The sequence below is a fragment of the Prevotella herbatica genome (assembly GCF_017347605.1).
In the GTDB taxonomy this organism is placed as follows: Bacteria; Bacteroidota; Bacteroidia; order Bacteroidales; family Bacteroidaceae; genus Prevotella; species Prevotella herbatica.
On record NZ_AP024484.1, the window covers coordinates 1808186 to 1832352 of the forward strand.

The following is a 24167-nucleotide window of genomic DNA, read 5'->3' on the forward strand; positions in this document are numbered from 1 at the left end:
AAATAAGATTTGATGTTTAATGAATTCTTTGATTTTCTCGACACGTTTGTGACATATCTTCAACATCTGTCATTATCCAGCATAGTAAATACATATTGGTTCCTTATATTCATTGAGCTGCCAAGATATTATATTGTTGAATATGCTGTTATGTTTTATATTAATCTGCATCAAAAAAAAATGCAGAAGCTAAAGAAATTTGCAAAATTTAGATTATATAAAGATAATCCCTTGATATCCGTAATCGTACCAGGAAAGAATGAAGGACAGCATATCTATAAACTTGTAAAGTCGCTTGCTGAACAAACATACCGTAATTATGAGGTTATAATAATAGATGATGGATCGGATGATTTTACACCATATATCTGTGCCGACTTAGAAAAAGCCAACCTCATAGATAAGTATATCAGAATGGATGTCAGAGGTGGAAAGGCTAGTGCTGCCAATATGGGAGCAAACGTCTCAAAGGGCAAGTATATCGTGCATTTGGATGCAGATTCTTCTTTAGATGTTGATGCCATAGAAAACATTTTACTTCCGTTTTATCTTGATGATAAAATAAAGGGAGTAGGTGGTTGTGTTAAAGTAAGAAACTCTCAAAAGACTATCTGTACTTCACTTCAAGCAATAGAATATCTGAAACGTATTCAGGTTGGACGAACTGTAACATCTTTCTTTGGTATATATCATATTATATCAGGTGCTTTCGGTGCATTTGAAACAAAGACATTGCGCACATTCGGTTTTTGGGATGTTGGGCCTGGACTAGATGGTGATATTACCCAGAAACTTCGTAAGGCTGGGTATCGTGTGGTGTTTGCAAATGATGCAATATGTATGACTAATGTTCCAACAAAATGGTACAAACTTTTTCATCAGCGTATTAGATGGTCACGCTCACTGGTGAGATTCAGATTGCGTAAGCATATAGATATCCTCTTACCGAATAAAAATTGGTCGTTTCTGAACTGGTTGTCAAATATGGAAAGTATAATGTATGACTGTGTTCTCAACTTCGTGTGGGGGTTTTATGTTATTAACCTGATGTGGAAATTCAATGAACATATAATAGAGGTCGTTTTCTTGGGATATTTCATACGTTTATGTTTCAATTTCTTTGGGTTTGGATTGATTATGATTACCTCAGAGCGGGCTCGGCAAGAGTTTAGTCTTATAAGATTTATGCCATTGATGTCTCCTTATTCTGGATATTTTCTGAGGATTGTCCGCTCAATAGCTCAATTGCAGGAATTTTTCTTCTTTAGGTCTTATGATGACCCGTGGAATCCAGAAAAGACTTCACGATATGCTAAACTAGAAAGAAAGTAATTAGTCTTTTTATAAATAATATTTACTATGATTAGAAAAAACAACATAAAAATTGCAGTAATAGGTTTAGGATATGTTGGTTTCCCGCTTGCATGTCTTTTCGCTAAGAAATTTAAAGTGATAGGATATGATATTGATGCGTGTAAAGTTAAAAATCTTAACATGGGGAAAATCGGTGATATTGATGTCAATATTGATATAGTAAAGAATTTGCTCTATTCCGGAAGGTTGAGTCTTACATCATTACAGAGTGATGTGGCTGATTGTAATGTTTATATTGTTGCTGTGCCAACTCCTGCTGACAAGAAGTTGAAAGCTGACCCAACATTACTTTATCAGTCTTCTGTTGATTTAGGTTCAGTGCTCTCACCTGGTAACATAGTTATTTATGAGTCAACAGTATGGCCTGGAATGACGGAAGAAGAATGTGTTCCACGGTTAGAAAAATCATCGAGATTGAAGTACAATGAGGATTTTTTTGTAGGATATTCACCAGAACGTATTAATCCAAGTGATCAGGAACATTCTGTCGCAAATACAAAGAAAGTTACTTCTGGATCAACTCCTAAAGCTGCTGCTTTCGTAGACAGGCTTTATAGATCTGTTTTGCAAAATGGTACATATAAGGCGTCTTCAATAAAGGTCGCTGAAACATGTAAGATGATGGAAAATTGTCAACGTGACGTTTTAATAGCATTCGCTAATGAAATGCTTGGAATTTGCCAAACGTTAGATATTGATTTCGATGAGGCTAACAAAGGTGCGGCAACAAAATGGAACTATGTGAAGGTGAATCCGGGATTCGTAGGTGGGCACTGCATCGCTGTTGATCCTTATTATATGATTGATAAGGCTTCTGCAGCAGGATATAATCCAACTTTGCTTAAAGCCGCACGTCGTGTAAATAGTAAGATGGCACCGAAATTCGCACGGCATGTTATCGTAGATATAAAATCTCGTGGTTTAAGTGTTGGTAAAAGTAGAGTGCTTTTATTAGGATTTTCTTTTAAAGCTAATTGTCAAGACATTCGTAATACGCGAGCTTATGATATTTATGAGATGATTCATCGGTATACACATCATATCACTATTTATGATCCCCATGTAAATGCAGATAAGGTTAGGGGCGAATATGGTGTAGATGTAGAGACGGATGAGGACTCTTTGTCTAATGAAGGATATGACGCAGTAGTTGTTTGCACGTCCCATTCCGTATTCAGGAAACCCCAAAAATGGTTGAAAAAAGGTGGGAAAGTATATACTCTGAAGCATATTTGATATCCGTTATTTCGCCAAGATTGGACATTTTAGTCCTGTTTTGGCGAAATAATAGTCAAATAAGGTTTATAGATTGGCCTAATATAAATGTTAAAAGTATATTCAAAATGCAGCATTGCCGAAACTTTATTCGTATTTTTGTATTATGGAAAAACAAAAGATACGAGCATTATATAGCGACAGACATGATGCGCTTGTGAAGGACATAAACACGTTGAAGCATAAAAGTCGTGGATTCATATTGGGGGAAGTGTTGACTTTTCTTCTTTTTCTAGGATTCTTAGTTCTTTTCACGGTTACAGATTTTGGATTGGTGTTTATCGCTATTGCTATAATTAGTATTTTGGCTTATGTTGGCGTAAGATATGCTGACGCTAGGAATAGCGCTAAGATCGATATTATGGAATGTCTTGATTCTGTATATCTGAATGAGATAAAAGCTAGTAATGGCGATTTTTCTTGTTTTGATAGTGGAGAAAGATATGTAGATGCTCATCATCCTTTTACTTTTGACCTTGATTGCTTTGGCGCAGATTCACTCTTCAATAGAATAAATAGAACTGTTACTTCAGGCGGAAACAAATGTTTGGCTAAGTTTATGTCTACAGTGAGACCACACTCTTCGGTAGACTCACTTACGCAATATCATGAAGCAATTATAGAACTTGCTGCCGATGATAAGGTTGACTGGCGTATGAAATTCATGTCTTTGGGCATAGGAAAAAATATTGATTCAGTTGCAATACTACGGGCGGTAAAGTCTGTTAAGAGTTTTATAGTGTCTGGTCTCTTCGCTTCGTCATTTATTCCTTGGATAGTTTGGACACTCACCCTGTGTTTCGTCGTATCGCTTATACTAACTGGAGCGGGCGTTATAAACTATGTTATACCAGTGATGTTGGCTTTAGTCAATTTTTTTATATCAATTAAATTGTGTCATAAAGCATTGCATGAAATATATAAAATAGTGGATAAACTGCATACACAACTGGTGTCTTATGTGAAACTTATCAAACATGTTGCTGATGCGGACTATACATCTACTCATCTTGTTAATGCCAAAGAATTACTTACAGAGGCAATACCTTCTTTCATGGAAATGCAAAGCTTACTTGCTGGTATTGAGAGAAGATCAAATAACTTATGGTTTTTCTTTTCAAATGCAGTAGCTCTTCAGGATGTATTTATTGTTCGAAAGTTTGTGAAATGGCAGAATGCTTATGTTGAGAAAATGGACACGTGGATAGATACAGTAAGCGATGTTGATGCAATTGTGGCTATGTCTACATTCAGTTTTAATCATCCTGAGTCACATAGTGCTAATATTCTGGATGATGACAAAATTATTTTTGAGGCACATAATTTATATCATCCATTCCTTGATGAAACAGCCGTTAAGAATGATTTTCTTATAAAGGACCACAACTATTATATTATTACTGGAGCAAATATGGCTGGTAAGAGTACGTTCTTGCGAACATTAGGCATAAACTATATATTGGCAATGATGGGAATGCCTGTTTTTGCAGACAATTTGACGGTTTCACAGTTTAATCTTTTCACTAGTATGCGTACTACAGATGACCTGACTCATGGCATTTCTTACTTTAATGCCGAATTATTGCGTCTTCGTCAGTTAATCAGCAGTTTGAGTGGTCCGACGTTAATCATTCTTGACGAAATATTGAAAGGAACAAACTCTCTAGACAAGTTAAATGGTTCTCGTCTTTTCCTTGAATACATTTCTGGTAAGAATGTAACTGGAGTTATTGCGACACATGATTTGGAATTGTCTAAAATGGTGGAAGTATATCCGGATCGTTTCCATAATTATTGTTTTGAAATAGAGTTGGGAACAGACATCACATATTCTTATAAGATAACTCAAGGTGTCGCAAAGAATCAAAATGCGACGTTCCTTTTGCAGAATATACTTAAGGGGATGTAAATGAAGCGATGTAAGACGATTATTTCTTATATATTTTAAGTGTGTAGATTGGAGAACATAATACTAATAATAATCTTATTCAATACTTTTATCCATAATACTAACACATAAAATGCGATACATAAATTGGCTAAAAGTGTTTTTTTAGTGTTAAAAACGCTAAATTATTAAGTGCAATACTAAAAAATATATATCTTTGCATCAACAAATTTGTTGAACAATTATGGTTAAAAGTAAAGATAACAATACTGAGCAAAGAATTCTGGAAGCTGCAAAGCAAATCTTTTTAAGAGATGGGCTTCAAGGTGCACGTATGCAAGATATAGCTGATCTTGCAACTATTAATAGATCTATGCTTCATTATTATTTCAGAGATAAAGAAATGTTGACGCATGAGACGATGAAATCTGTAATAGCCCAGTTTATAAAGACTTTCAAAGAAAATCTTAACTCAGATATCTCTTTTGATGAAAAGGTAAAAAAGTATATTGAAACTGAGGTCGACTTTGCTTTCAATAATCCTAATATGCTTATTTTTGGTTTACATGAAGCTTCAAAGGATCCAGAGTTCTTTAAAAAGATAATTGAAAATAAACGTAGCACAAATTTCAGAAACCAACTGAAAGAGGCATACCAGAAGGGTGAAATAAAAACCAAAGATATTGAGGAGTTTGTGATCACTGTATCTAGTCTTTGTATGTTTCCTTTCATAGCAGGACCTATATATATGATGATTTTTAGATGGGATCAAGACAAATGGGAGAGTTATCGTAAAACGCTAAGAAAGAGTTTGCCGAAACTTATAAAACAAGTTATAACCAAATAGGTATAACTTTTTTTTTGCTCCATAAATCAACAAAATTATTGAACATAATAGTATAACATAAATGATGAATAATGAGGTAACCATAGTTAATATGCAATTCACCGAGGTAATCATATGTGTTCACCGAAGAAGTATTGATTAATCATTGCTTGAGTTATACCTTTGCAGCGTCAAATCAATCAAAATGGATATAAATAAACCATTCTGACCGATGCGAACAAAGTAAAAATGATAATAAATAGTTATAGAAATAAAAGTTATGAATGCGTTAAAAGTAAAAATCAATTTCGGTAAAAAGATTGCATTGATTGCTGGAATTGTTTTCCCAATGTTTGCCTGCTCGCAGACTTGCAAGCATTACACACTAGATCAATTAATCCAGTCGGCTTACCAGAAATATCCTTATGCCGCTAGATTGGATTTAATAAATCAGCAAAGCAACGAGTCTCGTAAAGTTATTGACTCAGAATGGCTTACACATATTTCTGTATCAGTTAAGAGTTCATATCAATCAGAGATTTCTGCAATTAGTATCCCTAAGGATATTGAGGACAAGTTTGGTGTCAATATCGGAGATGGTAAAAAGTTGCAATATCAAGGTGGAGTGGGTGTTTCTCAACTTATTTATGATGGTGGTGTTGGTTCTATCAAAAAGCAAATTAGTAATTTGGACAACACTACAAGAACTTATCAAATTAGGTCGCAGATGCTGCAGGTAGAAGATAATATTGATAATTTGTTTGAGAGCATCCTTCTTACAAAAGAACAGATTAAAGTCGTTCAGTTTAAAAAAACAGATCTTGAATTAAGAAAGAAAGATGTCTCGGCAGCCATTTTGAATGGTATCTCGCTAAAAACAGATATTCAGGAGATAGAGGCTAATATTATTCAGTTAGGACAACAGGAAACAGAGTTCCGTATGTCATTATGTCAGCAGTATCTTGCGCTATCATCTTTTGCTCAATTGCCTATTGATACAGCCTCCGTTCTTGAATTGCCTGAGCCTACAAAGATTGTGGATCGCAATTTCTCTACACGACCCGATTATAAAGTTTTCTGTACTCAAATTATGAGTGCAGACAGCAAACTGAAAGAACTCAATACGGAATATGTTCCAAAACTATCCCTTTTTGCTAATGGATATTATGGACGTCCGGGACTTAATATGATGGACTATTCCACTCACTATTCGGGAATAGTGGGTGTTTCGTTAACCTGGAATATTGACGCATTTTATAGTAATACCCATCAGCGTAATTTAATAAAAATAGATAGAGATATTACACGTAATCAAAAGTCTGTTTATGAGATAGAAATGAATAGGCAGATTGATAATCTTAACATAAATCTGGCTAAAAATAGAGAGTTGTCTAATAGTGATGATCAGATTATCAAGATACGCTCTAACATAAAGGATGTTGCATCAATACAGTTGAGAAATGGTACAATAACGCTAACAGATTACCTAATCAAACTAAATGATGAGGCGCAAGCAATGGTAAATAAGTCTATTCATAATATAGGATATTTGATGGACGGCGCTAAGATGAAAACTTTACTTAATAAGAACAACTAAAAACAATAGGATAATGAAAGCTTTAAATATGAAATCAAAAAAGATGTTGTTTACAGCGATAGCAGTGGGTGTTGTAATCATATGTTCTGGTTCTGTAATAGCATATGATGATTGGAGTCAGGAATCTACCGACGATGCTTATATTGACGGTAATATAATTCCGCTACGCACATCTGTAACAGGATATGTAACTAAAGTTATGTTTCAGGATAATCAGAAAGTAGCCAAAGGAGATACGGTCGTAGTTTTCGACACAGTTGGCTTGAAATCCCAGATGATTCAAGCTGAGGCTCAAGTGGCATCTGCACAAACTGAACTTGAATCGTGCAAGAAACAGATCTTGGCTTCTAAGTATGGTGAGAGCACCGCAGACTTTAATGCTGGTTCGGCTAAAGAGAATGTATCTCAGGGCAAGGTAAAAGTATGGCAGGCACAGAAAGACTTTCAAAGAATCGAAAAAATGTATAAGTCAGGAGCTGCAACCCAGCAGACTTATGATAATATGAAAGCGAATTGGCAGATAGCACAGGCTCAGGAAAGAGCTTCTGATAAACAGTTTAATGCTCTCTTTGCCCAAGAATCTACCACACGTCTGCAGACTAATATTCATTATACACAACTTAAGCAAGCTCTTGCCCATATCAAGCAGGCTTATGCTCAACTCACTCTAGCAAAAGACCAGTATAAGCATGCTTTTGTAATAGCTCCATGTAACGGTATTATATCTAAGAAAAATGTGGAACCTGGTCAGTTCATTCCTTCAGGCACTGCTCTTGCTTCCCTAATAAGTACATCTGACATTTGGATTACTGCAAATTTTAAAGAAACACAATTAGAGAATATGAAAGCTGGGCAACAAGCTATAATCAAAATAGATGCTTATCCAGGACTCAGAATTAAAGGTATGATAGCTAGTTTTTGTGCAGCTACAAGCACAAAGTTCTCTTTATTACCTGCAGAAAATGCATCTGGTAACTTTATAAAAATAACCCAGAGGATTCCAGTACGTATTAAGATTACCAAAAGTAGTGAAAATAAAGCACTCCTTCCAGGAATGAATGCGGTCGTATCTGTAAAAACAAAATAAGATGCAAAACAATGTTACAACTACAAACGCAGAATACCCAACAGGCTTTGTAAGAATTCTTATTGTCGGCACATGTATTGTTGCATCGTTGCTTGATCTCATTGATTCTACTGTCGTAAATGTCTCTTTGCGTCATATAGCGGGGAGCATTGGTGCATCAACTACAGATGTGGCTTGGATCATTACAGCTTATGCTATCTCTAATGTGATCATTATTCCTTTAAGTGGGATGTTAGCCGAACTGTTTGGAACAAAGAACTATTTTACGGTTTCAATAGTAGTCTTTACTTTAGCTTCATTTATGTGTGGTAATTCAAGCGAACTTTGGGAACTGGTATTATGGCGCTTTATTCAGGGACTCGGAGGCGGAGCTCTGATGACTCAATCTCAGACAATACTTGTAGCTTCATACCCACCAGAGAAGCTTGGCATAGCAAGTGTTATCTATGGCATTGGAATTGCTGCCGGTCCTGCACTTGGTCCAACTCTTGGTGGATTCATTACTGACAATTATTCATGGCATTGGATATTTTATATCAATGTTCCTCTTGGAATCATTGCGGCTACTACGTCATGGTTGACAATACCCAATGAAAAGAATTATCAGCGCAAAGAACATATTGACTGGTGGGGGATTCTATTTCTTTCCATTGGTATTGGAAGTCTGCAATATATACTCGAAGAGGGCAATTCTAAAAATTGGTTTGATAGCAATATCATTATCATCTTCAGTCTCATAGCAGCGATAGGGCTTTCTGCTTTCGTTTATACAGAAATGATACAGAAAAATCCAGCAGTTAATATTCGGTTATTAAAGCATCGAAACTTGGCTATCGGTATAATGTTCAACTTTATCATTGGAGCGATACTCTATATTGCGGTTTATACATTCCCTTTGATGGCACAAATCAATTTAGGCTGGACTGCAACTATAAGCGGGCTGTCGCTTATGCCTGGAGCTATTTTGTCTACTGTTGGAATGATATTCTCACAGAAGTCAATTGATCGTGGTGTAGATCCTAAATTACTTATTATAGGTGGCTTCTTGTGTACGTTCATTTTTGGTACATGGATGAGCTTCCAGTCAGAGTGTTCGTCATATTCAGGTCTTTTTGTGCCACTTCTCTTTAGAGGACTTGGTATAGGATTATTTATGTTGCCTGTTATAATGATGTCTATACAAGGACTGAAAGGAGCCGATGTTGGTCAGGGAGCTGGATTAGGAAATATGGCAAAGCAATTGGGAGGAGCTGTAGGTATAGCATTGATAGGTTCTCACATATCTGATGCACAGGCGATGTATCAGGCGCAGTTGTCATCTAACATTAATATTTATTCTAACACGGCTACTGATGCAATGCAAGGTGTTTCTCATGTCTTACAAAGCTCAGGTATGAGCAGTGGAACTGCTGATGGTATATGCAACACCCTTCTAGGGTCTGAGGTTTTGCGAAGTTCACAACTGCTTAGTTATCTCTCTTCTTTCAGAATGCTGGCTGCAATAAGTCTTATGTCTTTGTTATTCATATTTTTCTTAAAAAAGAGGATTAAAACTTCAAATAATGAAAGCAACGATTAGTCTTTCCCTTATGCTTGTACTGGTAATGCCATAAAATAGTAGGTTATCTGTAATACAAATTATATAAATAAATCCCAAGTGCTAAATTGCTCTGAAGAGTGAAATAGCTCTTGGGAATTTTTATTTGAATAGGAAGAATATCGTTACTCTGTTTTATTCTTATAATCTACTATGCATAGTTGATAAGCTGCATACGCCTGAATATATTCATTCTTTGCATTCTGTAGTGCTGCTTGAGCATCAAGCATATCGGACATGGTCGTTGTTCCTGCACGATATGTGTTAGTGTTTAAACGTAGATTCTCTTCAGCCTGTGTTATAGACTTTATACATACTTTTATCTGCTGCCATGCTTCAATCACATCATCATGTGCCTTTTGTATATCAATAGCTAAAAGTTCTCTGTTGTCTTGTAATGTCTCCATCGCATTCTGTAACTGTAAACTGGCTTTTTTCTCATTATGACCACCTTCCCATAAGTTGGATATTGGAACAGACAAGGTCACAAAAACAGCTCCTGATAAATTGTTCTTATCAAAAAAGTTATCATAGGAATATGATGCTCCTACACTAAGGGTAGGGAGTGACTTTCCTTTTTCGATGTTAAGATTAGTTTGGCTTATATCAATATTTTTCTTCAGCAACTTATATTCAGGTCTTTGTTCTACCTTATCTGATGGAGATACTTCCATCGTATATAGATTTGGTTGCTTGCCAATCTCAATAGGAGAGGAGATGTCTATTGATGTCTGAGGTTTGCCAATATACTGAGCTAGCAGTAATAGACTTTGGTTTAAGGCATTGTTAAGTTTAATACGTGCACTCTCATTCTTATTTTGTTCTAATTCAACCTTTAATAAATCATTACGGTTCTTTAGTCCAGCTTTGACAGCTGAACTCACATCTATGTGTAACTTGTTCAAAAGTGAATCAGAAACATCCAGCGTGCGGATTGCTTCTTTGCAGTCTACAACCTGCCAGAAATATCTTTGGGCATTATATGTTACTTGACGTATAGAGATGTCTTTCTGAATGCGTGCAGCGTCTTCCCCATACTTGGATAGTTTATAACTATTGCTGATGCGACCACCTGCATAAATAGGCTGCATCACGGATACGCCCGCTGTTACACCATTCTTTAATGCAGAATAACTGGCAAGTCCCAAGTTCAGATCGAGCAAATGCTTGTCAGCAGCAAATCCGATAGCAGATGCGCTAACCTTTGGCAAAAAGGCATTATATGTATCCTTACGGGTTTCTGATGCCTGACTAATTTGGTTGTCGGCAGTGCGAACAGATATATTATGTTCTATTGCCATTTTACTAACTTCTTCGGCTGTATAACTATGCTGTGCTAGCAAGGCCAATGGCATTACCAATGCCATCGCCAATGTAATTATTCTTTTTGTTTTCATTTTACTACCATTTTATAAGCTACAGGCATCACTGTGAGTATGAAAAGCATTGTAACCATTGTCCCATAACATATCACGGCTCCCATTGGTGCCCACATATAACTACCACTGATAACCATTGGCACTACACCCATAGAGGCTGCTGCCGATGTAAGGAAGATAGGACGCATACGCCTAAGTGCGGCATAATAGATTGAGTCGGCTGTAGTGAGATGCTCTTTCTGTTTTATCTCGTGGGCGTAGTCAAAGAGTATGATGCCATTACGTACAAGTATTCCCATAAGACTTACTATGCCTAGCACGCTTGTTATACTAAAGTTGACTCCTTGAATGATGAGACCTAGGGCTGCCCCAAAGACGCATAGCACCAGACATGACATCATTAGTAGAGATATACCTATGCGCTTGAAATGCCATAACAGAATGAAGAAGATGATAACCACAGATGTGATTAATGCCATTATTATGCCTGGCATCTGATCACTATCCCCAGCATAGCGACCTCCATACGAAAGGCTTACTCCGTTAGGTAGATGTACATTATCCAGTTTTTTAATGAGATGTTCGGTTGAAGCGATCACATTATTATTACCTGATACCTCTGATGATACAGTAACACTACGCAAACCGCCACGATGTGTAATTTGCCCATATTCCAACTGGCTTTTGAATTTGGCTAACTGACGTAATGGAGCGTTGCCAAAACCATAATGTACAGGTATTAGCTCGTTTTTTACATCATTCACTGTTGCACTGTCTGAGCGTTGTGACTTCATAACTACATCTGTTCCATAGTCGCCCTCCCAAAGTGTTGCAACCTTGAGCCCGCTGCTATACTGTAACATCATAGTCTGCTGAAGGCCAGCATTTGTCATGTCAAGCATGTGCATTTGTTGTTCGTCAGGACTGATGTGCAATGAATGTAATGGCTCTTCAAAACTAGTTCGTACCAATTGTAGCTCTGGCATTTTACGCATTCGCTCGGCTATAATATCAGCTGCCTTGGAAAGTGAATCTAAATCTCCACCTGTAAGTCTAACTTCCACAGGATGGGCATCATCATTGAATGATAGCTGTACGATACGTATATTTGCATCAGGGAAATAGTTCGAATACTTATTCTTATACTTGTCAACAAGTAGTTCTGTCATTTTATTGTCAGTCGTGTTGACGATAAACTGTGCAAAATTACTGCCACCTAACTGTGGTGCATAGTCTATATGAAAACGTGGAGAAGAAGTTCCTATAAACGATGTAACTGAAACCACCCCACTATCACGCCGTATCATATTCTCTAAACTATCTGAAATTTGAGCTGTTCGGTCAAGCACTGTACCTGTTGGGAGATTTATCTCTACGGCAAACTGATTGCGCTCTGCATCGGGCATTAATTGTTGTGGAACCATGGATAGCATAACACATCCTATGATAACACTTAGCACCGCCGAACCTATAGTTATAGCGGGATGCCTGAAGCACAAGTCAAGTAACAACTTATATTTTACCTGTAACCACTCTAATATTGAGAATTTCTTTTTCCTGTTGTCTCTGTTGATTATTGATATGTTTTCTGGCTTAATAAAAAAATACTGCAATATTGGTACTACAAGTTGTGCCACATACATAGAGATGAACAGAATGATGGTAATAGCCCACGGGAAACTCTCAAAGAACTCTGTAAGACCACCATTCATAAAGATTATAAGTGGGAAGAATGTTATGCTTATAGACAGTGTGGCTGAAAGTATTGATTTAAAAAAGTGGCGAGCACTCTCTATAGCAGCATGCCAACGGGATATGCCGGATGAAAGGAGCTCTATATAATTATCAATTATAACAATCGAATCGTCTACAATCATACCAAGAGTAACTATCAATGCAGCCAGTGTGACTGTATTAAGTTCCATATCAAAAGCATATAATGCACCAAGGGAAATTGCAATCGTAACAGGGATAGTGCCTGAGGCGACAAGTGCAACACGAAGAGGCATAAGTAACAGAACAACTCCAATAACTGCTACTATGGCAATAAGAAGTTCTTCGAAGAATGAATATATACTGTCTTCTACTACTTTGCTCTGGTCGGTAATCTTCTGTATCTTTACATCTTTTGGAAAAGACTGCTTAATGGATAACAGTTTTTCATTCACTTTCTCTCCCATGGATGTAATATCTGAGCCTTTTTTCATCTCAATGCTCAGAAGAAGAGTTTTTGAACCATTGTAATTGATATACGATTCTGGTTTTGGATATTCTTTTCTAACATTGGCAATATCCATCAGTCTGACAGATGAGTGTGTTGCTGGATTATTAATGATTTGTATATTCTTCAGTTCTGAAACCTTCTGCATTCCAAGATCTACATAAATTGGATATTCAGTGGTACCATCTTTTATACGACCTGAACCAGTAACACATCCTTTCTTCATAAGTGCGTCTGCAACCTGTTCGCTTGTAAGACCATAATGAGATAGTCTTTCATTATCGATAGTGACACTTATCTGTTCTTTCTGCATTCCGTAAACCTGAATGCGACCTATATCGTTAATCGTTCGCAGACTGTCTTCCAACTGCTTCATGTATTCATTCAGTTGTCTGTATGTCTTTTGTTTGCTTTCCATGGCAATCAGCATAGCAGATGTTTCACCAAAGTCATCAATTACTTCTGTGCCTACTACACCTTGAGGCAATTGTCGTCCATAGGCATCCAAGCCATGACGAAACTTACTCCAGAAAGCGTCTTTATCTTTAACATCCTCATTAAGCTCTACTTGAACAATACTAATGCCATCACGACTTGATGATATCGTTTTTTTTCGCTTTACTTCATTATATGTGAATATATAATTCTCAAGTGGTTTGGTTACTTGCTGTTCAACATTCTCTGATGTAGCACCAGGATATAAGGCAACCACCAATCCTTGACGGATAATGAAATTAGGGAATTCATTTTTCTTCATATTATCAAGTCCCCAAATACCAATCCCCATAAGGCAGCTGACTATCAATATCACAATTTTGTGATAACGCATTGCCCATTCTTGCATCGTCTTTTTCATCATAGAATCCTTTCCTATTTGATAATATTTACACGTGAACCATCACTTAGCTTTTGCATTCCTTCAATGATAAGTTCTTCTCCGGTAGACAATCCGCCTGTGACGTTGATTCCGTTTTCGTTTTCATCACAAATGGAGATACTTTTACGTCGTGCAACTCCTTTGTTTACTACCCAAACGTAATATCTGTTGTTGTTATCCATCTGAGCTGATTTGAACGGAATAATAATACCTCTATTGTGTGATACACCTATATATACTTTGCATATCATACCTGGTAGAAGTTTATGATCTGGATTGTTTATGCTGATACTTACAGGATAAGAGTGAGAAAGAATATCTGCTTCAACACCTACTTCTGATATTTTGCCAGCAAATACTCTGCCCGAAAGTACATCAACTTGCAATTTTACAGGTTTGCCTACTTTCATAGAACTCATTTCTTGTTCTGGCACAGATACGTTTATTTTCACATGATCTATTTTCACAAGTTTCGCAATACTCATCCCTGGACCCGCGTTCAATCCTATTTCGCCAGTCTTCTCTGATATATATCCATCAAAGGGAGCCCTGATACTACAGTCTCTTATCATCTTACTTGTAATGGCCTCTTGTGACTTTGCCTCACGCAACTTGCTTTGTGCTTCAACCAACTGTACTGCAGGAATACTATTTGTGGCCTTCAGTTGCATCAATCTATTATAGTAATCGCGGGCCTGCAAGGTCTGTGTATGAGCAGCCTGCCATTGGTAATATGCCTGCGAAGTATTTGATATTGCTATAAGCTGTCCCTTTTTGACATATTGTCCTTCATCAACAGCCATTTGCTCAATAGTTCCGCCATTGATAAAGCTCAATGCGACTCCATTCTCTTCTTTTACTGTTCCGGAATAGAACTGTGAATTGTTATCTGTTGCAATACCGACGGTTTGTACTTTTACACTAACAGCTGTTTCGTTATTGCTGTTATCTCCTTTCCTACATGAACTTAGGAAAATCAACATAAAAAATAATGCTACCTTGAATTTAGTTTCCATAATTTTTTTTATTTATATTTCGACTGCAAAAATAGAGCAAATGGAACACCTTTAAGTGTTCTGTAATATCCTTTAATTGTGCAAATTGTGTTATGGATAAAGAAATAAGAATAATAAAACAGTAAAAATGGAATACAGAACAGTAGTTGTTGCGAAAAAAACATTTACTTTGCAAAATAAACCAAAAACATTACTGGTATGAAAAAAATAACTTTCGGAAGGGTACAGCAGGAAGATGGAATATACTACAATGATGATGGTATAATATTGATAGACAATATTACGCAGACTTCATTGGCTGATTATGAAGATATAAACCTTGAATTCAATGTCTTTGTATACTGCGAAAAAGGGAGATTGCAGCTTACGCTCAATGATAATGTATATCTTTTGAAATCGCAAGATTATATATTATGCCAAGCTGGACAGCATGTTAAAGACTACATGATGAGTCAGGATGTAGAATTCAAGATGTTGGTTTTTACTACTGCCGCCATTAATAATTCATTGTTCCTAAAAGATGCGATATGGAATATTTCTGGTCTTTTAGACAAGTCACCTAAACAGCATTTATCTGATGAGGAGGGTGAGATAATAGAACACTATTACGAACTTACTAAGATTCACATGAATAAGGATGATGATCAAAAATACAATCATGATATAATAAAGCTTCTTTTTCAAGCTCTTGTAATGGAGTTCTTTAAAATTACAGATGCTAAAATTAAGATGGATGGTTTACCCGATGCTACTGCAGATAAGAGTCAGAATGGTGTGTTGTTTCGCCGTTTTGTTGAGTTGCTGACAGCTAATGATGGTAAAATAAGAACAGTGCAAAAGGCCGGTGAGATGCTGAATGTATCTCCAAAGTATCTCTCTAAAGTTATCAGTAAGGCTGGAGGTAAGACTGCTATGCAGTATATTCATGATTATACGATGGAAGCTATTCTTTATAGATTGAAATATACTGATTTATCAATTAAAGAGATTGTAGTGGATATGGATTTTCCAAATATTTCTTTTTTTGGTAGATTTGTAAAGTCGATGTTAGGGATGTCTCCTCGTGAATATAGAGAGAAATTAAGAAAGGAAAAGTTGTAAATCGTAACAATCGTTATTTTTCATATTCATTATTCATAGATAGGTAAATTCTATGTGTTGAAAATATAGTATAAATATAATGCACTCCAATAAATTGATAAAAGAAAAATCTCATTCTTTTGATAAAATAAATTTAATTTGTAAATTTGCAAAGAAAAGACTTTGTTATGAATAGAACTTTATATCTAAATATGTATCAGAAAGCATTTATATATATATTATTGTTAATATCACTTTCTGCTTGTACTCCGAAAAACAAACATTATGTTATTGGTGTGTCTCAATGTAGTGAAGATATTTGGCGAGATAAACTGAATGACGAACTAAGTATTTCATCTTTTTCTAATGAGAATGTAGATATTCGTTTTGCTTCAGCAGATGATAATGATCAACGACAGATAGAACAAATTAATCATTTTATAGATGAAGGTGTAGATTTGCTAATAGCGTCACCAAATCAGATGCATACAATTTCTTCAGCTATAGATAGAGCTTATGCAAAAGGTATACCAGTAATTCTTTTTGACAGGAAGACAGATTCACGCAACTATACAGCATTTATTGGAGCAGACAACTATGTTATAGGTAAAGTGATGGGTGAATATGTAGGAGTGTCCCTTAAAGGTAAAGGCAATGTACTGGAGATAACTGGGCTGGAGTCATCTTCACCAGCAGTGGAGAGGCATCGAGGATTCTGCGATGCTTTGAATTCATTTCCTAGTATAAAACTCATTGGAAGTTTGCATGGTGACTGGACAAAAGAAAGTGGCTCCTATTTAATGGACAGCCTGCTGAAAAAAAGAAAAGATATTGACTGCGTGTTTGGACAGAACGATCGTATGGCCATGGGAGCAAGGATGGCTGCAAGAAAGTTGGGCTTTGATAAAAATATAATTTATATTGGAGTTGATGGGTTGCCAACGTCCGATGGAGGACTTCATAATGTCGCTAGCCATGAACTATCCGCATCATATATCTATCCGACGCGAGGTGATTTAGTGATGCAGTTGGCAATGAATATCTTGAAAAAGAAACCATTTAAGAAAGACAATTATCTAAAATCGACTATTGTTACACCTGAAAATGCGCATGCAATGTTAATGCAAGTGGATGAAATAAATCATCAGCGAGCTAGGCTTATAGAATTGCATGGTAAGGTAGACCAATATTTTGCACAATATAATCATCAGCAGATTTATTTGTTTCTGTCCGTTGTTATTATTATTTTAATTATCAGTTTCTTTGTATACATCTATCGCACAATAGTAATGAAACGGAGATTGGCTGACGAAACGGCAAAAGCAAAACTTCAGTTTTTTACAAATGTAAGTCATGAGTTCCGTACGCCGCTTACACTTATAGCTGATCCTGTCGAACGATTGATTGATGACAAGGAAATAAGTGCTAGCCAACGTTCGTTGTTACTTGTCGCACGTAAAAATGTGAATGTGATGCTGAGGCTTGTTGGTGAGATTCTTGATTTCCGTAAAGTGCAGAATGGAAAGATGGACGTAGATTTAAGTATTTTTGACTTGGCGGAAAATATGCGTCAGTGGATAATGGGATTTCTCCCTAGTGCTAATACAAAGAGAATAACTATTTCTACAGAAATACCTGAAAGTCTGGTTGTTTGTGCTGACTTGAATAAAATGGAGTGTATCTGTTATAATCTGTTGTCGAATGCTCTGAAATATACGCATGATAGTGGGCATATCTGTGTGTCTGTTAAAGAAAATAATGGTATGTTTACATTTATTGTGTCCGATGATGGGATCGGAATACCTAAAGATAAGGTGTTACATGTTTTCGACCGATTCTATCAAGCACGTAATAGCAACATCGGAGGAACCGGTATTGGATTGGCTTTAGTGAAAGCGTTTGTGGAGCTATTAGGTGGCGTGGTAAGTGTGAAAAGTATAGAAGGACAGGGCTCTGTATTTACTGTTACATTGCAGATAGGTAATATAAATAGTAATGAATATTTACGGCAGGCTTCTGTAAATAATGATGAGACCTTTGTCGTCGCACAGGAAACAATGAATAAAAACGAAGAAAATGTTGAACTTCGGCAAATGACAAGTATTGTTACTGATGATGACAAACCGACAATTTTAGTCGTTGATGATAATGATGATATTCGTACGTATGTTACTTCATTGCTTGAAGCTGAATATGATGTAAAGTTGGCTTCGGATGGAAAGGCTGGACTTGAAAAGGCGCTAAGATATGTACCGGATTTGATAATATGTGATGTCATGATGCCTATTATGGATGGTTTGGAGATGTGCGATTGTGTGAAACGCGAAACGGTTACCAGTCATATACCTGTGATTTTGTTAACAGCACGTACACAGGAAGACCAACGTACTGAAGGTTATAATTATGGTGCAGATGCTTATATCACTAAACCTTTCAGTGGAAAGGTGTTGCTGGCACGAATAAAGAATCTGTTGAATAATCGTCTTTTGCTTCGTGATATATTTAGTAGTAACGAGCTTATGAATGATAAGCCGAAAGATGCCGATACGCTATTTATCAATGAATTTCGCAAGCATGTACAAGCCCAGATGTCAGATGCTGAATTGAACGTGGAAACTTTAAGCGCAGATATGGGATTGAGTCGTGTACAGCTTTATCGTAAAGTTAAGGCTTTGACAGGATCTTCGCCAGTGGAGCTCATACGTATAACACGTTTGAAACAGGCAGAGCGTCTTCTTAAATCTAAAGGGAAAACGATTGCCGAAATTTCTTATGAAGTAGGTTTCTCTTCACCATCTTATTTTTCTAAATGCTATAAAGAATATTTTGGAATCTTACCTGGCGAAGTGAAATAAGCCTAGAGAAACGCAAAATATGAAGTCATTTTATCTTTTATAAGTAAATGCGAAAAATCGTTCAATCAATCACAAATTTGTTGCATGAACGATTTTTCGCATTCTTAGAAACATTCATGTTATAGAGCAGACATAATCAATTATACCTTTGCAGAAAATAATAAAGTGTAAAACCTAAAATATCACTAACCTAAATAATTATGCAAAAGAAAAGTTTATTTCGAATGTGTACTGTCATGGCATTACTGTTCGTGAGTCTGGTTGTCAACGCTCAGGAAACACTGATAAAAGGTAATGTTATTTCTGCAACTGACAACGAGGCTGTTATCGGCTTAACAGTAAGAGAAAAAAGTACAAGGAATGCCACTGTTACAGATATGGATGGTAATTTCTCAATTAAAGTGAGTAATGCTGATGCAACTTTGGAGTTCAGCTATATTGGGTTTGTCACCCAAAGTTTACGGGCATCAAACGGCATGAAAGTGATTATGCGTGAAAATACACAGGCTCTTAAAGAAGTGGTGGTCACTGGTTATATGTCGGAAAAGAAAGCAGACCTTACTGGTTCTGTTTCTGTTGTTAAAATGAAAGATGTTGCAGATATTCCAACAGGTAACGTTTTGTCAAGTCTGCAAGGTCGTGTTCCAGGTATGAATATCACCACTGACGGAACACCTGGAGGAACCAATACTTCTACATTGGTGCGTGGTAGATCCTCATTCCGTGATGGAGCAAGTTCTCCACTTTATGTTATAGACGGAGTCATGACGCGTGAGAACTTGTCGTCTATAATTTCCGCCAACGATATTGAGTCAATCCAAGTATTGAAGGATGCCGCTTCAGCATCTATTTATGGTGCGCAAGCTGCTAACGGAGTGATAATTATCACTACAAAACATGCAAAGAAAGGTGAAACACGTGTAACGGTGGATGCATCTCTTACAGCGCAAAAATATACTAGTGGATTTAATATGCTGAATGCTGATGAGTGGGGGCAAGTTTATTGGCAGGCTTATAAGTATGCCAATAATGGAGCAACCCCTTCTAGTGAAGTTTACGGGAATGGTAATACTCCTAAAATGCAAGATTATGTAGGACTTAATGGCATTAAAGTTAATGCTCAGGACACAAACTGGCGTGATGTGATTTATCAGACGGCATGGATGCAGAATTATAACATTAACTTGTCAAAAGGTACAGATACGGGTTCTACTACACTGACGTTGAACTTCCTTGATCATAAGGGATTAGTTAAGTTTACAGAATTCAAACGTTTCAATACCCGTCTGGCCAGTGATTATAAATTCTTGAATAATCATTTGCGCATTGGTGAGAATATATCAGTTAATTACTGGACTCAAACACTTCAAGACGGTGGAATTAATGAAAATGTTATCAAGCAGCATCCGGCCAAGACGGTATACGATTCTATGGGCAATTATAATGATGCAATCAGTGATGTGCTTGGAGATACACCTAATGCGCTACGCTTACAAGAAAATCAGAAAAACAACAATCATGAATATTGGCGTGTATTTGGAAATGCTTACATTGAAATAGAACCGATTAAGAATCTATTGATCCGCTCTAACTTCGGTATCAATTACTACAATGAAAACAATAAACTATGGGAACCGAAGTGGAGTCGTGACCAGGTAAACAAGCTTACACAGTCACAGGTACGACAGACAGATTGGGTATGGACTAATACTGCCAACTATAATGTTGATTTCGGTAAGAACAGTTTTACAGGTCTGCTAGGTGTAGAAACAAAGAAATACGCTAACAAAACAGAGTCTGGCTATGGTACAAATCTAGCTATAGAAGATAAAAATTATTTATATCTTGATGCTGTGACATCCGGACAGACCGTAAATGGTAATGCCAGTTATTACTCTATGGTTTCAGTTTTCGGAAAGCTTAATTATAGTTACGATGAAAAGTATCTTCTTTCTGCCACAGTTCGTCGTGATGCTTCTTCACGATTAAGTAAAGATAATGACGCTGAGGTGTTTCCTTCATTCTCTGCTGGTTGGAGAATATCAAAAGAAAACTTTATGAAAAACACCACTTCGTGGCTTGATGAATTGAAGCTACGTGCTTCTTGGGGTATAAACGGTAATGATATCATTCCTAATGATGCTTTCTATAATAAGTATCTTGTTAGTTTAAAGGATGCAAGTTATAATATTAATGGTGATGGTAGTACACTTGCAGCTGGTGCTTTAAAGACACGTTCTGCAAATCCTGACCTTACATGGGAAACTACAACCCAAACCAACCTGGGACTTGATGCTTCTTTCTTGCGCTCACGTTTTAATGCATCATTGGACTATTTCTATAAGAAGACAAAAAACATGCTTGTTGAACGTCCATATATAGCTGTTATTGGTGAGGGTGGATATGCTTGGTATAATGGTGGAGATATGGATAATAAAGGGTTTGAGGCAACTTTAACATGGCGTGACCATGTAAAGGACTTTAACTATGAGGCATCATTTAATATGGCTATCTATAAGAATACAGTTACCGGATTATCTCAGGATATCTATTATACTTATGGTGGTGGTAATGGTGTTGATAAGTCTCTGGTCGGTCAACCGTTTGGTTCTTGGTTCGGTTATAAGACAGATGGCATATTCCATACACAGGCTGAGGTTAACGAATATAAAAGCAAGTATGATGTGCAGTTTGGTGCTCCAGGTGTGGGACGTATTAAATATGTAGATGCTAACGGTGATGGAAAAATCAACACTAATGACCGCACATGGTTGGGTAGTGATAATCCTAAATTCATAGGCGGACTTAATCTTAGTTGCTCTTATAAGGGATTTGACTTGAGTATGTTCTTTAACGGTATGATACGTGATGCATACAATAACTCAAAATATTACACAGATCTCTTCCAATGCTGGACTGGCAATCACTCAACACGTCTTCTTGATGCAATGAAGGCTTATCAAAGTTTTGAGTCAACAGGTTATTATGATTGTAAGGTTCCGGCCTTGACAACCCTTAACTCCAATAATGAGGACCAACTATCTGAATTCTATATCGAAAATGGTAGTTATATCAAACTGAAGACCTTGACACTTGGTTATACTTTGCCACAGACATTGCTTAATAAATTGAGTTTACGCACAGCACGTGTATATTTGCAGGCACAGAACGTGTTTACAATCACAGGTTATACTGGTGCCGATCCTGAAGTTCTGGGATATTCGTATCCGTTGCCACGTACATACTCTTTCGGTATGTCATTCGGCTTCTAATCACTTTAATTATAAATATAAAATATAAGAATCATGAAACTCAAATATATATTCTTAGTAAGTGCGATAAGCCTTTTGTTTGCTGGTTGCAATGAAAATTCTTTTCTTGATAATCCTCCTCAGGCTACATTGAGCAATGGAACAATGACATCAGCAGATGGTGTAGACTTGCTTATAAATGCGGCTTATGCTGCATTGGGTGGTCCTGGTGGCCAATCTAACAGTGTATGGATTTACCCTACAACTAACTGGAGTTATGGTGAGGTACGTTCCGATGACGCATATAAAGGTGGCGGTGGTGTTGGTGATGTCAACGAAATCCATAAAATGGAAACTTTTGATGTTGATGCAACCAATGGTAATCTTGATGGTAAATGGTATCAATTATACTGTAGTGTTCAGCGTTGTAACTCTGCTTTGCGAGTTCTTGACAATTCCACTGATGGACAGATAGAAAATAGGAATATACGTATCGCTGAAATGAAAGTACTGCGTGCGCATTTTTATTTTGAAATGAGTCGTTTGTTCAATAAAATCCCATATTTTGATGAGAATGTAGCCAACAATTCAATCTATAAGACTATCAGTAATAATCAATATACTAGAGATGAAATCTTAGGTAAATTAGCTCAGGAGATGCTTGATGCTGCAGCGGTGTTGCCAGAATCTCAGTCTGAGGTTGGACGCGTTAATAAATATATTGCTTATGCTTATGCTGCCAAGATAAAACTCTATCAGGCATACAAACAAGATGAAACTACTCATGCAGTAATATCTGTTGACAAAACTTTGATGAAGGACGTCGTGGACCTTTGTGATAAACTGATAAATAGTGGTAAGTATGACTTGCTGAGTGATTTTCAGGGACTTGACCTTATTGCAAACGAAAATGGAAAAGAGTCAGTTTTTGCGATACAGTATTCAATGAATGACGGAACTATTAACGGAGGTCGTATAAACTGGAGTAATCTTCTTAATTCTCCTGGTGGTGGCAGCCCTTATGGAGGTGACGGATTCTTCTTGCCTAGTCAGGATTTAGTTAATGCCTATCAGACTGATGCCAACGGACTGCCTGATTTTACTTATCAGTCTAAATCCGATTATAGCAAGGTAACAGACAATGGAGATAATACATATTCTTTATCTAATGTAACACCTTCTGTGGACCCTCGCCTTGATTTTGTTGTCGGTCGTCCGAATATCTCATGGAAGACTTATATGAAAACTCCATGTAATGGATGGGTTCGTGATAAAGGCACATATGGATATAATTGTACAAAACGTTTCTGGGTCTCTCCGGAAAGTCCTGATATGATGCAGGGATGGCCGTGGGGTGCAAGTCAAATGAATTGGCAGATTATTCGCTATGCTGACGTGTTACTTTGGAAGGCAGAGGCCTTAATAGAAATAGGCAGTGATTTGACGACTGCTCGTGCACTGATTAATAAAGTTCGTGAACGTGCTAAAAATAGCAGTTATGTCAAAGATTTTACTGACAAGAGTAAAAATGCCGCAAACTATTCTATAGGTCTTTATGCTGCTGATAACTGGACACAAGATTATGCCCGTAAAGCATTGAGAACCGAAATGAGACTTGAAACAGCAATGGAAGGAGAACGTTTTTTCGATTTAGTCCGTTGGGGAATAGCTGATAAGGTGATGAATAATTTCTTGACAGTTGAAAAGAGTAAACGCATCTATTATGCTAACTCTAAGTTTACTGCAGGAAAGGATGAATACCTAGCTATACCTAACAATCAATACGGATTTTCTGGTGGTATTTACGTTCAGAATCCTGGATATGCAGCATTTAAGTAGAAATC

Annotated in this window: 14 protein-coding genes; 11 read left to right on the top strand and 3 right to left on the bottom strand. The window is 36.8% G+C overall.

Translation table 11 applies throughout. The features are described 5' to 3' along the window. Nucleotides 1–12 precede the first annotated feature (12 nt). From prwr041_RS06710 to prwr041_RS06740, 7 genes are all read left to right on the top strand, one after another. Nucleotides 13–1332 (top strand): glycosyltransferase family 2 protein, encoded by a 1320-nt coding sequence (locus tag prwr041_RS06710; protein ID WP_207153069.1) that lies wholly within the window; start codon nucleotides 13–15, stop codon nucleotides 1330–1332. Nucleotides 1333–1359: 27 nt separating this feature from the next. Next, nucleotides 1360–2610 carry a nucleotide sugar dehydrogenase gene (locus prwr041_RS06715; protein WP_207153070.1) on the top strand — a complete coding sequence of 417 codons (1251 nt, stop codon included), beginning with the start codon at nucleotides 1360–1362 and terminating at the stop codon, nucleotides 2608–2610. A 145-nt stretch (nucleotides 2611–2755) separates the two neighbouring features. Then, nucleotides 2756–4558, top strand: coding sequence for a MutS-related protein (locus prwr041_RS06720; protein ID WP_207153071.1), 1803 nt, complete (start codon nucleotides 2756–2758; stop codon nucleotides 4556–4558). Between the two features lie 223 nt (nucleotides 4559–4781). After that, on the top strand, nucleotides 4782–5384 hold the full coding sequence (locus prwr041_RS06725) for a TetR/AcrR family transcriptional regulator (RefSeq protein WP_207153072.1): 603 nt from the start codon (nucleotides 4782–4784) through the stop codon (nucleotides 5382–5384). A gap of 259 nt (nucleotides 5385–5643) precedes the next feature. After that, nucleotides 5644–6960 (top strand): TolC family protein, encoded by a 1317-nt coding sequence (locus prwr041_RS06730; RefSeq protein WP_207153073.1) that lies wholly within the window; start codon nucleotides 5644–5646, stop codon nucleotides 6958–6960. 13 nt (nucleotides 6961–6973) lie between these two features. Beyond that, nucleotides 6974–8047: an HlyD family secretion protein gene (locus prwr041_RS06735; RefSeq protein ID WP_207153074.1), complete on the top strand. Its 1074-nt coding sequence runs from the start codon at nucleotides 6974–6976 to the stop codon at nucleotides 8045–8047. A gap of 1 nt (nucleotide 8048) precedes the next feature. Next, the gene (locus prwr041_RS06740) at nucleotides 8049–9626 is read left to right on the top strand and encodes a DHA2 family efflux MFS transporter permease subunit (RefSeq protein WP_207153075.1); all 1578 of its coding nucleotides are present in this window, start codon (nucleotides 8049–8051) and stop codon (nucleotides 9624–9626) included. Between the two features lie 143 nt (nucleotides 9627–9769). On the opposite strand, the gene prwr041_RS06745 is transcribed toward prwr041_RS06740, so the two are convergent. Genes prwr041_RS06745 through prwr041_RS06755 form a run of 3 tightly spaced genes read right to left on the bottom strand, consistent with a single transcriptional unit; the run spans nucleotide 9770 to nucleotide 15137 of the window. Beyond that, nucleotides 9770–11041 carry a TolC family protein gene (locus prwr041_RS06745; RefSeq protein ID WP_207153076.1) on the bottom strand — a complete coding sequence of 424 codons (1272 nt, stop codon included), beginning with the start codon at nucleotides 11039–11041 and terminating at the stop codon, nucleotides 9770–9772. After that, a complete protein-coding gene (locus prwr041_RS06750) occupies nucleotides 11038–14103 on the bottom strand; it encodes an efflux RND transporter permease subunit (protein WP_317194506.1) in 3066 nt (1021 codons plus the stop codon). Before prwr041_RS06750 ends, prwr041_RS06745 begins: the two co-directional genes overlap by 4 nt. 11 nt (nucleotides 14104–14114) lie before the next feature. Next, nucleotides 14115–15137: an efflux RND transporter periplasmic adaptor subunit gene (locus tag prwr041_RS06755; RefSeq protein ID WP_207153077.1), complete on the bottom strand. Its 1023-nt coding sequence runs from the start codon at nucleotides 15135–15137 to the stop codon at nucleotides 14115–14117. Nucleotides 15138–15335: 198 nt separating this feature from the next. On the opposite strand from prwr041_RS06755, the gene prwr041_RS06760 reads away from it, so the two are divergent. The 4 genes from prwr041_RS06760 (at nucleotide 15336) to prwr041_RS06775 (ending at nucleotide 24162) form a co-directional block, all read left to right on the top strand. Then, nucleotides 15336–16238, top strand: a complete 903-nt coding sequence (locus tag prwr041_RS06760; RefSeq protein WP_207153078.1) for a helix-turn-helix domain-containing protein — start codon at nucleotides 15336–15338, stop codon at nucleotides 16236–16238. Between the two features lie 167 nt (nucleotides 16239–16405). Continuing rightward, nucleotides 16406–19072 carry a hybrid sensor histidine kinase/response regulator transcription factor gene (locus tag prwr041_RS06765; protein ID WP_237072167.1) on the top strand — a complete coding sequence of 889 codons (2667 nt, stop codon included), beginning with the start codon at nucleotides 16406–16408 and terminating at the stop codon, nucleotides 19070–19072. Between the two features lie 200 nt (nucleotides 19073–19272). Further along, nucleotides 19273–22344: a SusC/RagA family TonB-linked outer membrane protein gene (locus prwr041_RS06770; RefSeq protein ID WP_207153079.1), complete on the top strand. Its 3072-nt coding sequence runs from the start codon at nucleotides 19273–19275 to the stop codon at nucleotides 22342–22344. Nucleotides 22345–22377: 33 nt separating this feature from the next. Continuing rightward, on the top strand, nucleotides 22378–24162 hold the full coding sequence (locus prwr041_RS06775; RefSeq protein ID WP_207153080.1) for a RagB/SusD family nutrient uptake outer membrane protein: 1785 nt from the start codon (nucleotides 22378–22380) through the stop codon (nucleotides 24160–24162). Nucleotides 24163–24167 lie beyond the last annotated feature (5 nt).

Excerpts from the sequence above, each read along its gene's own strand:
- prwr041_RS06710 (WP_207153069.1), top strand. The coding sequence starts at position 13 with ATGTTTAATGAATTCTTTGATTTTCTCGACACGTTTGTGACATATCTT.
- prwr041_RS06715 (WP_207153070.1), top strand. The coding sequence starts at position 1,360 with ATGATTAGAAAAAACAACATAAAAATTGCAGTAATAGGTTTAGGATAT.
- prwr041_RS06720 (WP_207153071.1), top strand. The coding sequence starts at position 2,756 with ATGGAAAAACAAAAGATACGAGCATTATATAGCGACAGACATGATGCG.
- prwr041_RS06725 (WP_207153072.1), top strand. The coding sequence starts at position 4,782 with ATGGTTAAAAGTAAAGATAACAATACTGAGCAAAGAATTCTGGAAGCT.
- prwr041_RS06730 (WP_207153073.1), top strand. The coding sequence starts at position 5,644 with ATGAATGCGTTAAAAGTAAAAATCAATTTCGGTAAAAAGATTGCATTG.
- prwr041_RS06735 (WP_207153074.1), top strand. The coding sequence starts at position 6,974 with ATGAAAGCTTTAAATATGAAATCAAAAAAGATGTTGTTTACAGCGATA.
- prwr041_RS06740 (WP_207153075.1), top strand. The coding sequence starts at position 8,049 with ATGCAAAACAATGTTACAACTACAAACGCAGAATACCCAACAGGCTTT.
- prwr041_RS06745 (WP_207153076.1), bottom strand. The coding sequence starts at position 11,041 with ATGAAAACAAAAAGAATAATTACATTGGCGATGGCATTGGTAATGCCA.
- prwr041_RS06750 (WP_317194506.1), bottom strand. The coding sequence starts at position 14,103 with ATGATGAAAAAGACGATGCAAGAATGGGCAATGCGTTATCACAAAATT.
- prwr041_RS06755 (WP_207153077.1), bottom strand. The coding sequence starts at position 15,137 with ATGGAAACTAAATTCAAGGTAGCATTATTTTTTATGTTGATTTTCCTA.
- prwr041_RS06760 (WP_207153078.1), top strand. The coding sequence starts at position 15,336 with ATGAAAAAAATAACTTTCGGAAGGGTACAGCAGGAAGATGGAATATAC.
- prwr041_RS06765 (WP_237072167.1), top strand. The coding sequence starts at position 16,406 with ATGAATAGAACTTTATATCTAAATATGTATCAGAAAGCATTTATATAT.
- prwr041_RS06770 (WP_207153079.1), top strand. The coding sequence starts at position 19,273 with ATGCAAAAGAAAAGTTTATTTCGAATGTGTACTGTCATGGCATTACTG.
- prwr041_RS06775 (WP_207153080.1), top strand. The coding sequence starts at position 22,378 with ATGAAACTCAAATATATATTCTTAGTAAGTGCGATAAGCCTTTTGTTT.